Below are 14,077 nucleotides of genomic sequence, written 5' to 3' on the forward strand. Positions count from 1 at the left end.
CCTTGACCCCACCGACCGCCTGATCGGTGCCCTGCAGCCGTTCTGTGAGGTCACACGCGATGGCGATTGTGCGCGACATCGTGTCGGCGGCGCGCAGGACATCGGGCATGGGTGTCGCGGCAAGTGCCGTGGTCGTCGCGTCGATCTGATCAAAGATCTCGTTGGAAGTTCTCGTCAACGACAGAACCTGACGCGAGAGTTCCTGCAAGGCACAGGCCTCGGAGCCGATGTTGCAGCAGACGATGAATGTATTGAGCCCGAGCAATCGGATTTGATGATCCAGCAGCCCCATATCAGCGGCGAGACCCTGAATCGCCTCGATATGGTCTTGGGTCATCCGGGTGATCCGCAGGAGCGTGTCCAGATTGACCTGTGACGACGTCAGAGCCGCAGACAGGCTATCGGCGCAGGCAATCATCGCCGAAACGCGCTTTCTCTGGGTGTCGTTCGGATCAAGATAGACCTGTTCCGCAGCGGAGAGAACCTGTTCGGCCCGGAGGTGTATGGCCGTCAGCCGTTGGAGCACCGACTGGACATCGCCCGTGATGTCATCACGGCTTTCTTCAGCCTGACAGACGGCGAGATATGTGAGAGCGTCGGAGGCGTCCTGACGCTCTTGCGCCAGCGCGGCGCCGAGAGCGGCGCGCGCGATGACATTGATATGTTCCAGACGTTGCCGGACGGAGTCCCCTCTCTGAAGTTCGCCGACGATGGCGGAAACCTCGGCGAATATGTCCCGCATTCCGGTTTCGATCACGGCGTTTCCGGCGGCCAAGTCGTGACGGTCGCGTTGAGTCTTGCTGACTTGCTCTTCCAGACCGCGAAGGGCCGGACCGACCGTTTCCGTCATGTCTCGCGACAGGTTGAGAGACCCAAGATCAAGATCCGTCATATCGTGCTCGATGATTTCAAGGCGGTCCTGAAGCGATTTGAGTTGTTCGTCGGCGGTTGACGCGATGCGGGCCAATTCGATGGAGAATTCATCGATCTTTGGCTCTCGCGTGATCAGCGAATTGCCCAGGATACGCGAAATGGGCGCAGAGGCGGACATGGTGCGGATCACCACGGGGATAGGCCGTTGGGCCATGATCTTGCGCAGGAAATCCAGCCCGGACATGCGCGGCAGTTCCATATCCAGCAGCATGACATCGGGCAGACCCGCTTGCATTTTCGAGACCGCGATGAAGGCATCCGCCGCCGTGGCGAAGAGTTTCAATGTCGGATCGGTTTCCACGATGCGCATGAGCATGGCACGCGCCGAGGCGGAATCGTCCACGATCAAGACGGAAATCTGAGGTTTGCAGGCAACATCCAGCATCACGCGGTCTACTCTTTTTGATAAACAGCCGTTGTGAGCTGTTTGAGATTGGGCTGTTTCACGGTCATGGATTCCGAATGGCCGACCACCAGATACCCTTTGGGCGCGAGGTGGCGTGCGAGGCGCGCGATCACCCTTGCCTGATCCTCGGGCTCAAAATAGATCAGGACGTTGCGCAGGAATATGATGTCGACGTCCTGATCCACGGGGTAGCTGTCATCCATCAGGTTGAGATGCGTGAAATTTGTCTTGCCCCGGAGAGCTGGCACGATCCGTGCCATCCCGCGCATGTCCTCTGTCTGACCCGGCATGGTGTAGCGCGTGCGCAGGGCTTCGGGGACCAGTGCCAGGGCCTGCGTGGTATAGATCGCACGGCGGGCGGCCGCGACCATCCGGTTGGAGATATCGGTGCCGAGAATGGCGTATTGAAAGGCCATGCCATTGCGCGCGGCCTCTTCGAGCAGCATCGCCGCCGTATAGGCCTCGGAGCCATCCGAACAGGCGGCGCTCCAGACCTTGAGGTCGACGGTCCTGTTGAGGCGTTGCTTGCGGTCGATGATATCGGGGAGCATATCCGTGACAAGACAGCGGAAATGGGCCGGTTCCCGGAAGAAATCGGTCTTGTTGGTGGTGATCAAGTCGATGACATCGCTGCGTTCCGCGCCAAACCCACCATCCTCGAAGAGATGGCGGAAATACTCATCGAGCGAGGTGAACCCGAGCGTCTGCACGCGGCGGCGCAGACGGCTCTCGATCATCACCTTTTTGCCGGAGGGGAGTTTGATCCCAGTTTCGCGGGAAATCACCTCTGCGAAGTGGTCGTGGTAGGATCTGGCGCGGGACAGGCTCATGTCAGGGCAAGCTCTTGTGGGGTCTCGATGGGGCGTTGGGTGGCAAATTCGGGGGATTTGCGTCGGACGCCTTCGGCAAAGAGTTTTTCGAGATTGAGAATGCAGACAAAATTGCCGTTGCGGCGGCCGATGCCGGTGAGCACACTTTCATCCCAGGTGGTGATGCCGGCGTCGGCGGGGGATTTTATCCCCCCCCTCGTCCAGGTCCGTCACCTCGATCACCCGTTCGGTTTTCAGACCGACGGTTGAGCTGTGCTGGCCGTTGAGCAGGCTCAGGATGAGAATGCGCGTCTCGGAGGTGTCCTTGGTCGGGCCTCGGGACAAAAGCTCTGAGAGGTCGGTGACGGCGATGCTCTCGCCTCTGACATCAATCAGACCCAGAAGTTCCGCCGGGCTGTTGGGCAGCGCGGCGATGGGTTGGGTGTCGAGGATCTGCTGTACCCGGTTCACGGGTACAGCAAAGAGTGAGCCACTCGATTGGAATGTGACGACTTGGGTGTTTTCGTTCATCGGTCAGCCCTCACGCCGCGTCGCGGGATGAAAAACCATGGTCGAGATCGTCCTTTTCGGCACCAAGGTTGAAGCTGAAGCCAGCGGAGTTCCGTCCGGCTTTGCCCGAGGAGGATTTGACCGAACGAACAGTTGCGCGGGCTGGGGCGGACCGTTCCGGTGTCTGAACACCTGCTTTGTCGGACAGGACAAAGTAAGACACCGCTTCCTGCAACTGCTCGGATTGGCTTGAGAGTTCTTCGGCCGTGGCCGAGAGTTCCTCGGCGGCAGACGTGTTCTCTTGGGTTACCTTGTCGAGTTGCTGGATCGCCATATTGACCTGATTGGCCCCGGCAGAAAGCTCCTGCGAGGCCGCAGAAATTTCGCTGACGAGAGAGGATGTGCGTTCGATATCCGGCACGAGACCTTGCAGCATGGCGCCTGCGTTCTCCGCTGACCGGACCGTGGTTGCAGAGAGGGCAGAGATTTCTGTCGCCGCTGTCTGGCTGCGTTCGGCCAGTTTGCGCACCTCTGCGGCCACCACCGCGAAACCGCGTCCGTGTTCACCGGCGCGCGTAGCCTCGACTGCGGCGTTCAACGCAAGCAGGTCGGTCTGGCGCGCAATCTCTTGCACGACCATGATCCGGTTGGTATCGGTGCGGCAGCGGTGATCACGCTCTCAATCGCGCGGCGGGTGACAAAGGCCGCTGATCTGGCTCATGGACTCTCGCAAGGGGATCTGCGTCAGACGCTCGACGTGACGGGGCGCGATGAGGTTTCGACCTTGCAGGCCTCGATCAACGACATGGTCCTGCGCCTGCGCGATATCGTGGCCGATGTGACAAACTCGGTACGCAACGTGTCTTCGGGCGCGACCCAACTGGCGGAAACCTCGGAAGACCTGGCGCGCGGCGCGTCCGATCAGGCGGCCGCCACAGAAGAGGCCTCTTCTGCCGTGGAACAAATGACCGCGAATATCACGCAGAGTGCCGAGAGTTCGCAGACGACCGAAGGCATTGCGATCAAATCCGCCGAGGATGCGCGCGCCAGCGGCCGCGCCGTGGCCGATGCGGTCAGCGCGATGCAGACGATTGCGGACCGTATCATGATCGTTCAGGAAATCGCGCGGCAAACCGATCCCTTGGCGCTCAACGCCGCCGTCGAGGCCGCACGCGCCGGGGAACATGGCCGGGGATTTGCCGTGGTGGCCGCCGAGGTGCGCAAGCTGGCCGAGCGCAGCCAGACCGCCGCCGCCGAGATATCCGCGCTATCCGCGACAACTGTGAGCACGGCGGTCGGCGCCGGAGCGATGCTGGCAGAGCCGGTGCCCAATATCGAGCGCACCTCGGGGCTGGTCTCGGAAATCAGCGATGCCTCGCGCGAGCTCTCGACCGGATCGTCGCAGATTGCGCTCTCGATTCAAAAGCTTGACCGTGTGACCCAGACCAACAACGCCGCCTCTGAGGAATTGTCGAGCAGTGCGACCCAGCTTGCCAGACTCGCCGAGGAGCTGACGGTTGCGGGTGGGTTCTTTAAGGTGTCGGATCAGCCCGCCGCAACGGCACTGCGCGAGACCCGGAGTGTCGCGCCCAATTCGGTCATCCCGCTCAAGCGTGGGACAGGCCCGGCGCGGGCGACACAGCCTGTCGGTGTTCAATCCGAGAGCGGATTCGAGTTTGATCTGGGTGGTGTGGGCGACGCGTTGGACGCTCGCTTTACGCGCAAGGAACGCGCCTGAGCGCGCGGTCGGGGCAGGTTGGGAAACCCACCTGCCCCGAGCTATTGGTTCAGTCGTTCCACGCCTTGTCGATGCCGTTGATCTGGACGCGGGTCGGCAGACCCAGCTGGTCCAGAACCGTAAGGAAGGGTTTGGGGTCCAGTTCTTCGACATTGCGCATGGTGCCGGTATCCCAGTCGCCCTGCGCGATCAGGATGGCGGCGGCGACGGGCGGCACGCCAGCGGTGTAGGAAATCCCCTGGCTGCCAACCTCGTCAAAGGCTTGCTTGTGGTCGGCGACGTTGTAGACAAAGACCTCGACCGGCGCGCCGTCCTTGGTGCCTTTGACCAGATCGCCGATACAGGTCTTGCCAGTATAATCCGGGGCCAAGGATGCGGGATCGGGGAGCACCGCCTTGACGACTTTGAGCGGCACGACCTCCAGCCCCTCGGCGGTTGTGACGGGATGTTCCGATAGCAGGCCAAGGTTTTGCAGCACGGTGAAGACGTTGATGTAATGCTCGCCAAAGCCCATCCAGAACCGCACATCGGCGTTGGGGTAATTGGCGGCCAGCGAATGCACCTCGTCATGCCCCGAGAGGTAGGCGCGGCAGGTGCCGACGACGGGCAAATCCCAATCGCGGCCCACCTCGAACATCTTGTTCTCTTGCCAGGCACTGTTCTGCCAGGAATAGACGGTGCCAGTGAACTCACGGAAATTGATCTCGGGGTCGAAATTAGTTGCGAAGTAGCGCCCATGCGAGCCGGCGTTGATATCCACGATGTCGATGGAGGTGACCGTGTCCATATAGTCATCGGCAGCCAGCCGCGCGAAGGCATTGACCACGCCGGGATCAAATCCGATGCCGAGAATGGCGGTCACGCCGTTCTGCGCGCAGAGGTCGCGCTTTTTCCATTCGTAATTGGCATACCACGGCGGCGTTTCGCAGATCTTGGCCGGGTCTTCGTGAATGGCCGTGTCGATATAGGCGGCCCCTGTTTCGATACAGGCGTCGAGCACGGACATGTTCACGAAAGGCGAGCCGACGTTGATCACGATCTCAGCCCCGGTCTTGCGGATGAGGTCTGCCACGGCAGCGCTGTCCATGGCGTCAATTTCATGGCTGGCGAAGGTGCCGGGCTGTTTCATCGCGGATTTTGCGTGAACCGAGGCGATGATCGCATCGCATTTGGCGAGCGTGCGCGAGGCGATGTGCAGATCGCCCAACATATCGTTATTCTGAGCGCATTTATGGGCGGTGACCTGAGCCACGCCACCGGCACCGATGATAAGCACGTTACGTTTCACTTCTGCTGTCTCCTTTTGTTGCAGGACAGGGGAAGGAGGGCGATCAGCCCCGGGAAAGAGAGAGGGTGGTCCTCATGAGAGCGAGGCGGCATAGTCCTCGAAGGTAAAGCTGCGGATCAGATCGACGGTCCCATCGGGGCGCCGGATGGCGATGGCGGGCATGTTGACGCCATTGAACCAGTTTTTCTTGACCATCGTGTAACCGGCGGTATCTGCGATGGAGATACGGTCGCCGATGGACAGCGGTGCCGCAAAACGCGCTTCGCCGAAAATATCGCCCGCAAGGCAGGATTTGCCGCAGATTTCATAGGCATGCGATCCCTCCTGCGGCAGCTTGGCGCTCTCGCGGTAGATCAGCAGGTCGAGCATATGCGCCTCGGTGCTTGAATCGACGATGGCGAGATCCTTGCCGTTGTCGAGCAGATCGAGCACCGTCACCTCGAGCGTGGTCGACCCGGTGATCGCCGCCTCGCCCGGCTCGAGATAGACCTGCACGCCGAAGCGCTCGGCAAAGCCCTTGAGCCGCGCGGCAAGCTTTTCGAGCGGATAGTCGTCGCCGGTGAAATGGATACCGCCGCCGAGCGAGACCCATTGCAGCCGCTCGAGCACCGGCGCGAATTCCGCCTCGATGCGGGCAAGCTGCTGGTCGAAGAGGTCGAAATCGCTGTTCTCGCAATTGTAATGGATCATCACCCCGGAAATCCGGTCGATCACGCCCAGGATCTTGTCCACGTCCCATTCGCCCAAGCGCGAAAAAGGCCGCGCCGGATCGGCGAGATCGAAACTTGACGTTGAAAAGCGCGGATTGAGGCGCAGGCCGCGTTCGATCCCGGCAGACTGGCTGTCATAGCGTGTCAACTGGCCCACGGTGTTGAAGATGATCTTGTCGGCGTAGGACACCGCGTCGTCGATCTCGGCATCGGACCATGCCACGGAATAGGCATGGGTTTCCTTGCCGAACTTTTCGCGCCCCAGCCGCAATTCAAAGAGCGAAGAGGAGGTGGTGCCATCCATATAGGGCTGCATCGTTGGAAAGGCCGACCACGTAGCAAAACACTTCAGCGCCAAAAGCGCCTTGGCCCCCGAGAGCGCGCGCAGGCGCTCGATCTTGTGCATGTTCTGCAAGAGGCGCTGTTCGTCGATCAGATAATAGGGTGTCGGGATCATCTGGCCCCCCTTTTGCTGTCACAGGGTCATGCGGTGTCGCGCAGCGCATACCCCCCCGGGTCACGCGATGCAATGGCAGAGCGGCCCAATGCGCCCGGCAAGACCGCCGAACGGATTGACACAAAACGGGAACATGTGTAGAACAAAACCAAATGACCCCTGAGAGGATCCGGCCCATGCTGACCAAAAAACAACTCGATTTGCTGGAGTTTATTCAGAAGCGTGTGCAGCGGGACGGGGTTCCGCCCAGTTTTGACGAGATGAAAGAGGCGCTTGATCTGCGGTCGAAATCCGGCATTCACCGCCTGATCACGGCGCTGGAGGAACGCGGGTTCATCCGACGTCTGGCGCACCGTGCGCGGGCGCTGGAAATTGTGCGTCTGCCCGAGAGCCTCGGGGGCGAGGCGCGCCACAGTTTTACCCCCCGCGTGATCGACGGCGACCGCCCGAATGGCCCGCGCCCGGCCAATTCCCAGCCGGTCGAGGTGGCGCATGCCTTTGAGGTGCCTCTGATGGGACGCATCGCCGCTGGTGTGCCGATCGAGGCGATTGCCCATGTGCAACACAATGTGTCGGTGCCCAGCACCATGATCCGGGGCGCGGCCAATCACTATGCGCTCGAGGTGCGCGGCGATTCGATGATCGAGGCCGGGATCAACGATGGTGATGTGGTGATCATCCGCGAAACCTCGGTGGCGGATAATGGCGATATCGTCGTGGCCTTGATCGAGGATCAGGAGGCGACGCTGAAACGCTTTTATCGTCGGGGCAATGCCATCGCGCTCGAGGCGGCAAATCCCGCCTATGAAACCCGCCTCTTTCCCGAAGATCAGGTGCAGGTTCAGGGGCGGTTGGTCGGGTTGATCCGCAGCTACTGAGAATTCCAGAGCCTCTGTCCGATGAGATCGCGCGCCGTGACAAGGCGCAGGCCATTCGCGGTGGCGTAATAGGCCAGTGATCCTGTGGCGCGCAGAGTGTCGGGTGTAACGATCTGGCAATCGAGGGTTTCGGCCGGAGCGGTGTCAGGTGTGACGCTGAGAACGACCAGCTTGGCCCCGTCGCAGCTGAGCGGCTTGGCGGCTGCGGCCTTGCCCGCCACGACGCGGACTCCGCGGCTCTGGGCCAGACCCTCGGACCAGCGGGCAAAGGCCGCATCGCGGCTGGCGTCGTCGCCGTCATTCTCGAGCCAATTGTCTGCCACGAACCCACCCCCTGTCGGTTTGTTGAGCGCGCGCCCCGCCTCGGTCATGATCCCGATCAGGGTGCCAGTGTCCGAGACGACCATGACGGGCCGCTCTGTGAACGACCAGAACAGCGTGCCCAAGATGATCGGCAAGACGCCCAGAAACCGCGTCCGGCCCTGCCAGAGCACTATAAAGAGCGCCCCAAAGGCCAGCAAGGGCAGCACATAGGGGCCGGGTGCCACCACCGGCACCCGCGCCCCGTCCAGTGCCGTAACCCATTCCGCGACGCCGAGAATCCAGCGCAGGCCAAGCTCCATCACGCGCAGTGCGATCCAATCCATCCCAAGCGGCACCAAGAGCGTGGCGATGACCGCCGCAGGCATCACCAGCGCCCCCATCAACGGCACGCTCACAAGATTGGCCAAGAGACCGAATTGCGCATATTGGTTGAAATGCGCGGCGGCAACCGGCGCCGTCGCGGCCCCGGCCACGGCTGAGGAGATCACCACCGCCAGCACCGGGCGCAGCCAGCGCGGCCCGCGCGCGAGCCCCGCATCACGCAGCCAGCCAAACACCGCGACCAAAGCCACGGTCGCCGCAAAGGACATCTGAAAGCCGGGACCAAGCAGCGCCTCGGGGTGCAGGGTCAGCACGATCATCGCCGCCACCGCCACCGCGCGCAGGCTGAAGGCACGACGTTCGAGCATCACAGCCCCAAAGATCACCGCGACCATGACAAAGGCGCGTTCGGTCGCGACATTGCCGCCCGAGAGGCCGAGATATCCCGCCGCCGCCAGAATGGCCAAAGCGGCCGAGATCTTCTTGGCCGGAAGGCGCAGGCCAAGGCGCGGCGCGGCGGCATGGCCGAGGCGGACGGCGGCAAAGACAAATCCCGCCAACAGCCCCATATGCAGCCCGGAAATCGCGAGCAGATGCGCCAGGTTAGAGATGCGCATGACGTCGAGTGTCGCAAGGCTCAGCCCCGCGCGGTCGCCGGTCATGATCGCCGCGGCAAAGGCACCGGTCTGCCCCGGCAGGCGGCTCTGCACATGCTGCGACAGCGCCATGCGCGCCCGAAAGAGCGCCTGGCCACCCTGCCCCGCCTCGAGCCGCAGAACCGGCGTGCGGGTATAGCCGACAGCACCGATCCCCAGAAACCACGCGTGGCGCTGGAAATCAAAGCCGCCCGGTTCGACCGGCCCACCTGTCGGGCCGAGATGCGCCGTCATGATGACGCGCAGGTTGGGCTGTGGCGTAAAATGGGGTTGATCGCCGTGCAGGGAGACACGCACCCGGCGCGGCGTGCGGTTCGGGTCGGTGCGGTGCAGAACCACATGGTCGAGCGTCAGGCGCAGCGCGTCCGAGGCTGAGCGGTCGATGCCCACGATCCGCCCTTCGACCGGGCCATAGTAGCGCCAGCCCAGCGTCGGCCCCGCCACCAGATGCGCCCGCAGGCCCGCAAGCGTAAAGCCCGCCAGTATCAGCGTCATGGCCCAGAGAAGCGGGCCGGTCCATTCGCGCCCGCGCGCGGCCAGAAGCGCCAGCAAGAGCGCGGCTGCGCCACAGCCCCAGAGGGCCGCAACGGAGGGTTCGCGCAACAGCGAGAAAAAGGCCCCCACGCCACAGGCCATAAGAACCGGCACCCAAGGAAAGAGCGCGTCGCGCTGTGCCAGCCAGATCGACTCAGCCCGGTGCCAGATTGGGTGCCAGGTCGGGTGCCAGATGCCCAAGGCTTGTTTCCCCCATGACGGGCCGATAGACAGGCGACAACGCTAGCCCCATCATCGTTACCGAGAGGTTAATCTGTCCCATGTCGCAACAGGTCGTGACCCGTTTTGCCCCGTCGCCCACCGGCTATCTGCATATCGGGGGGGCGCGCACGGCGCTGTTCAACTGGCTCTTTGCGCGCGGGCGCGGCGGCAAGTTTCTGCTGCGGATCGAGGATACCGACCGGGCGCGCTCGACTCCTGAGGCGACTCAAGCGATTCTGGATGGGTTGGCCTGGCTCGGCCTCGAGCATGACGGCGCGGCGATCAGCCAATTTGAGCGCGCCGACCGCCACGCCGAGGTGGCATGCAAATTGCTGGCGGAGGGGATGGCCTATAAATGCTTTGCCACGCAGGATGAGATCGAGACCTATCGCGAGTCCGCGCGCGCAGAGGGGCGCTCGACCTTGTTCCAGAGCCCGTGGCGCGACGCCACGCCCGATCAGCACCCCGAGGGCGTGGCGCATGTGATCCGCATCAAGGCCCCGCGCGAGGGCGTGACGGTGATCAAGGACGAGGTTCAGGGCGATGTGACCATCGGCAACGATCAGCTTGACGATATGGTCCTGCTGCGCGGCGATGGAACGCCGGTCTATATGCTGGCCGTGGTGGTGGATGATCACGACATGGGTGTCACCCATGTGATCCGGGGGGATGATCACCTCAACAATGCCGCGCGGCAGATGATGATTTATCAGGGGATGGGCTGGCCGCTGCCCGTCTATGCCCATATCCCGCTCATTCACGGACCCGACGGCAAGAAGCTGAGCAAGCGGCATGGCGCGCTTGGCGTAGAGGAATATCAAAAGATGGGCTATCCGGCGGCGGGGATACGCAACTATCTGGCGCGGCTTGGCTGGAGCCATGGCGATGCGGAATTCTTTGACGATGCACAGGCGCAGGCGTGGTTCGATCTCAAGGGAATCGGCAAATCCCCGGCGCGTCTGGACTTTAAGAAGCTGGAGAATCTCTGCGGTCAGCACATTGCCGCGGCCGACGATGCTGCGCTGCTGCATGAATTGTGCGATTTCCTTGCGGTGACGGAGCAACCGGCCTTGGATGACGCAAAAATGACGCTGTTCGCCAAGGCGATGTATTGCCTCAAGGAACGCGCCAAGACATTTCCGGAACTCCTTGATAAAGCGGCTTTTATCCTTGCGACGCGGCCCATTCAGCCGGAGGAGAAAGCCGCCGAGCAGCTTGATTCAGTATCCCGTGGTATACTGGGAGAATTGACGCCGCAGTTGCAAACTGCTACGTGGACACGTGAGGCTATCGAGGGTCTGGCGACCCAATTCGCCGAAGACCATGGAATGAAGTTCGGCAAGCTGGCAGGCCCCCTTCGGGCGGCTCTGGCGGGCCGCAGTGCGACACCGAGTGTGTTCGACATGATGCTGGTTCTCGGGCGGGATGAAACCATCGCCCGGCTATCCGATGCGGCCTGTAGAGGGGATTAATCCCTTGGCAAGGCGTTACGTTTATCCAGCCTGAAGCGCAGATGGCGCATGCGGGCGCTGAAAGGGAGGACCCCTGATGTCAGACGACAAGAGAGTGGCGAAGCTGGAGATTGCGGGCAAGACCTATGAATTGCCGATGTATTCCCCCACGGCGGGCCCGGATGTGATCGACATCCGCAAGCTCTATGCCGATGCGGGCGTGTTCACCTATGACCCCGGCTATACCTCGACCGCAAGCTGTGACAGCACCATCACCTTTATCGACGGCGACAAGGGTGAATTGCTGCATCGCGGCTATCCGATCGACCAATTGGCCGAGAAATCGCATTACCTCGAAGTGTGTTATCTGCTGCTCTACGGCGAATTGCCGAGCCCCGCACAACTCGAGGATTTCGAGAGCCGCGTGACCAACCACACGATGATCCATGAGCAGATGCATTTCCTGTTCCGCGGCTTTCGCCGGGATGCGCATCCGATGGCGATCATGGTGGGGGTGGTCGGCGCGCTCAGTGCGTTCTATCACGACAGCACCGATATCACCGATCCCTGGCAGCGCGAAGTCGCCTCGATCCGGCTGATCGCCAAGATGCCGACCATTGCCGCGATGGCCTATAAATACACCATCGGCCAGCCGTTCGAGTATCCGCGCAACGACCTCGACTATGCGTCGAACTTTCTGCGCATGTGCTTTGCGGTGCCGGCGGAGAATTTCGTGGTCAACCCGATCCTGAGCCGTGCGATGGACCGGATTTTCACGCTTCATGCCGATCACGAGCAGAACGCCTCGACCTCGACCGTGCGGCTTGCCTCGTCTTCGGGGGCCAACCCGTTTGCTTGCGTCGCGGCCGGGATTGCCTGTCTCTGGGGGCCGGCACATGGCGGTGCCAATCAGGCCTGCCTCGAGATGTTGCAGGAAATCGGCACGCCCGATCGCATTCCGGAATTCATCGCCCGCGCCAAGGATAAGGACGACCCCTTCCGCCTGATGGGCTTTGGTCACCGGGTCTACAAGAATTTCGATCCGCGCGCCAAGGTGATGAAGCAATCCGCCGATGAGGTTCTGGAACTGCTGGGTGTCGAGAACAACCCGACGCTTCAGGTGGCCAAGGAGCTGGAAAAGCAGGCGCTGGCCGATCCGTATTTCGCGGATAAGAAGCTGTTCCCGAATGTGGATTTCTACTCGGGCATCATCCTCGAGGCGATGGGTTTCCCGACCTCGATGTTCACGCCGATTTTCGCGGTCAGCCGCACCATCGGCTGGATTTCCCAATGGAAGGAAATGATCGCCGATCCGCAGCTCAAGATCGGACGCCCGCGCCAGCTCTACAAAGGGGCAACGCTGCGCGATTACGTGGATATCGAAAAGCGCTGAGGCGCATGCGCCCTCCCAAGACGAAAGCCCGGCTCCATGCCGGGCTTTTGAGTTTTAAAAAGTCGTAACCTATCCGGGTGCCAGCCCCGCGCCGATCATCATGCCTGCACCAAAGAGACTAGCCGCCGACAGCAGCGCCCAGCCAAAGAGTTTTGCCATCGAGAAAGGTCGCTCGCCAAAACAACGTCCGTCGATCCCAGACACAACAATGCGGTATGGCTTGCCCGCATAGCGATAATGCAGGATCCACAGCGGCAAGAGCACGCGTCGGAACCGGATTTCCGAAAGGTGCCCGGTCCAGGTGATATTCCTGATCCGCCCGCCGCCAGCATCCACCTGAATGCGCCGCCTTACCTGCTCTTCTATGTCCCGGCGCAGCTTGATCAACCCGTCAGACACCCGGCTCCCGTGCAGATCCGCCGCAAACCCAGCCAGATATTCCGGCTGATAAGGTTTGAGCCATTGAGGATAGAACCCGTGCATGATCCCGTCGCGAATATCCGGCGTGACATGGTCCGAGGCCCCGATCACCACGTCATCAAGCACCATCATTACCTGCCCGGAGACCCTCCGCCAGCGCGCAGATTTTCCGTGTCCAGTACGCCGTTGGGCCGTGTAGTTCACGTCTTTGGCCGCATCGAAGGTCCAGAAAGGTGCATAGACCGCCGCGATCTGGCCCGCTGTCACCACCTTGGAAAGCGGTGCGGCGCTGACCAGAGCCCACGCACCCAGCAAGCGATTGCATCACCTGCGTCGGCCTTTGTATTGCCAATGGGGATAAGAGCAGAAGGCGTATAATGCGAATGCCCCCCGAACAGGACCACCGAACCGTTGCAATAGGGGCATTGTTCGGACACCGCACGGCCCACAAACACGACCTCACCGCCACAGGTATCGCAGCGATGTGCGTGCTCAATCTCGGGCGTCTCATCCTCGGGCGCGCCGGGATCATAGGCCGCCTCGCGCCGCGGGTTGAGGCCCGAATCTACAACGCTCTCTGTCAGACGCCCACAGGAGTCGCATCTGAGGGACTGTGTTTGCGGATCAAACCCTTTCTGCCCGCCGCACGACGCACACCGCAGGGCCGCCTGCACAGCGTCGAACTCTGGTTTGGTCTGCGCCCACGGGTTCATTGGTCGGACCCCATGATCATCACGGCAAGTTCGGTCACGAAACGCAACCGCTCCATCGCCCGCATCGCGGCCCCATCCAGATCCCCGGTTTTGGCCCAATCACCGTAGAAGGCACCGACAAAGAGCAATAGCAGCCCCCAGACCCCGACAAAGGACCACCCGCGCATACGCCGCAGCAGGCTCGGTGCGCTCGCCTGCATGCCGCATTTGCCTTCCATGATATCAATGCTCTTGCGTATCGGCCAAATGCCAATCAGCGCCATAACGCCAAGACTGCCAAGCGCCGACAGGACAAGCATCATGCGCCCGGCCCT

13 protein-coding genes and 3 pseudogenes are annotated in these 14,077 nt (G+C 61.8%); 5 read left to right on the forward strand and 11 right to left on the reverse strand.

Annotation, left to right across the window (positions count from 1 at the left end; genetic code table 11):
* Window positions 1-1,036: 1,036 nt before the first annotated feature.
* From ROS217_RS25130 to ROS217_RS17260, 5 genes and pseudogenes are all read right to left on the reverse strand, one after another.
* Window positions 1,037-1,318: pseudogene (locus tag ROS217_RS25130) on the reverse strand (response regulator); the annotation flags it as partial.
* Window positions 1,319-1,326: 8 nt separating this feature from the next.
* Window positions 1,327-2,169, reverse strand: a complete 843-nt coding sequence (locus tag ROS217_RS17250; protein WP_009819079.1) for a CheR family methyltransferase — start codon at window positions 2,167-2,169, stop codon at window positions 1,327-1,329.
* Window positions 2,166-2,312 (reverse strand): hypothetical protein, encoded by a 147-nt coding sequence (locus ROS217_RS24140; protein ID WP_009819080.1) that lies wholly within the window; start codon window positions 2,310-2,312, stop codon window positions 2,166-2,168. Before ROS217_RS24140 ends, ROS217_RS17250 begins: the two co-directional genes overlap by 4 nt.
* 4 nt (window positions 2,313-2,316) lie before the next feature.
* Window positions 2,317-2,679, reverse strand: a complete 363-nt coding sequence (locus ROS217_RS17255) for a chemotaxis protein CheW (protein WP_009819081.1) — start codon at window positions 2,677-2,679, stop codon at window positions 2,317-2,319.
* Between the two features lie 10 nt (window positions 2,680-2,689).
* Window positions 2,690-3,319, reverse strand: a pseudogene (locus ROS217_RS17260) (methyl-accepting chemotaxis protein); the annotation flags it as partial.
* Window positions 3,320-3,325: 6 nt separating this feature from the next.
* Between ROS217_RS17260 and ROS217_RS25135 the strand changes: the two are divergent.
* Both ROS217_RS25135 and ROS217_RS17265 read left to right on the forward strand, forming a co-directional pair.
* Window positions 3,326-3,472 (forward strand): annotated as a pseudogene (locus tag ROS217_RS25135) (HAMP domain-containing protein); the annotation flags it as partial.
* Window positions 3,464-4,396: a methyl-accepting chemotaxis protein gene (locus tag ROS217_RS17265; protein WP_441295883.1), complete on the forward strand. Its 933-nt coding sequence runs from the start codon at window positions 3,464-3,466 to the stop codon at window positions 4,394-4,396. The pseudogene ROS217_RS25135 and the gene ROS217_RS17265, both read left to right, overlap by 9 nt.
* Before the next feature lie 49 nt (window positions 4,397-4,445).
* Here ROS217_RS17265 and ROS217_RS17270 read toward each other — a convergent pair whose 3' ends face one another.
* A complete protein-coding gene (locus tag ROS217_RS17270; protein WP_009819084.1) occupies window positions 4,446-5,684 on the reverse strand; it encodes a saccharopine dehydrogenase family protein in 1,239 nt (412 codons plus the stop codon).
* Window positions 5,685-5,756: 72 nt separating this feature from the next.
* Complete coding sequence (locus ROS217_RS17275; RefSeq protein ID WP_009819085.1) at window positions 5,757-6,851, reverse strand: carboxynorspermidine decarboxylase; 1,095 nt, start codon at window positions 6,849-6,851, stop codon at window positions 5,757-5,759.
* Between the two features lie 176 nt (window positions 6,852-7,027).
* Here ROS217_RS17275 and lexA point away from each other — a divergent pair, with 176 nt between their 5' ends.
* Entirely contained in the window at window positions 7,028-7,729 is a 702-nt protein-coding gene (gene lexA, locus ROS217_RS17280; RefSeq protein WP_009819086.1) for a transcriptional repressor LexA, read from the forward strand.
* Here lexA and ROS217_RS17285 read toward each other — a convergent pair.
* Window positions 7,723-9,765 carry a ComEC/Rec2 family competence protein gene (locus ROS217_RS17285; RefSeq protein ID WP_009819087.1) on the reverse strand — a complete coding sequence of 681 codons (2,043 nt, stop codon included), beginning with the start codon at window positions 9,763-9,765 and terminating at the stop codon, window positions 7,723-7,725. The two genes, lexA and ROS217_RS17285, sit on opposite strands and share 7 nt — an antisense overlap.
* 80 nt (window positions 9,766-9,845) lie before the next feature.
* On the opposite strand from ROS217_RS17285, the gene gltX reads away from it, so the two are divergent.
* Together gltX and gltA are read left to right on the forward strand one after the other, a co-directional pair.
* Window positions 9,846-11,258: a glutamate--tRNA ligase gene (gene gltX / locus ROS217_RS17290; RefSeq protein ID WP_009819088.1), complete on the forward strand. Its 1,413-nt coding sequence runs from the start codon at window positions 9,846-9,848 to the stop codon at window positions 11,256-11,258.
* 76 nt (window positions 11,259-11,334) lie between these two features.
* Window positions 11,335-12,630: a citrate synthase gene (gene gltA, locus ROS217_RS17295; RefSeq protein ID WP_009819089.1), complete on the forward strand. Its 1,296-nt coding sequence runs from the start codon at window positions 11,335-11,337 to the stop codon at window positions 12,628-12,630.
* 69 nt (window positions 12,631-12,699) lie between these two features.
* Here gltA and ROS217_RS17300 read toward each other — a convergent pair whose 3' ends face one another.
* The 3 genes from ROS217_RS17300 to ROS217_RS17310 are packed head-to-tail and all read right to left on the reverse strand — an operon-like array spanning window position 12,700 to window position 14,065.
* Window positions 12,700-13,365, reverse strand: a complete 666-nt coding sequence (locus tag ROS217_RS17300) for a hypothetical protein (RefSeq protein WP_157046629.1) — start codon at window positions 13,363-13,365, stop codon at window positions 12,700-12,702.
* Window positions 13,314-13,763, reverse strand: a complete 450-nt coding sequence (locus ROS217_RS17305; protein ID WP_009819091.1) for a hypothetical protein — start codon at window positions 13,761-13,763, stop codon at window positions 13,314-13,316. Before ROS217_RS17305 ends, ROS217_RS17300 begins: the two co-directional genes overlap by 52 nt.
* Entirely contained in the window at window positions 13,760-14,065 is a 306-nt protein-coding gene (locus ROS217_RS17310; RefSeq protein WP_009819092.1) for a hypothetical protein, read from the reverse strand. Before ROS217_RS17310 ends, ROS217_RS17305 begins: the two co-directional genes overlap by 4 nt.
* Between the last annotated feature and the right edge of the window lie 12 nt (window positions 14,066-14,077).

Origin of the sequence: Roseovarius sp. 217, from assembly GCF_000152845.1 — a bacterium.
Lineage (GTDB): Bacteria > Pseudomonadota > Alphaproteobacteria > Rhodobacterales > Rhodobacteraceae > Roseovarius.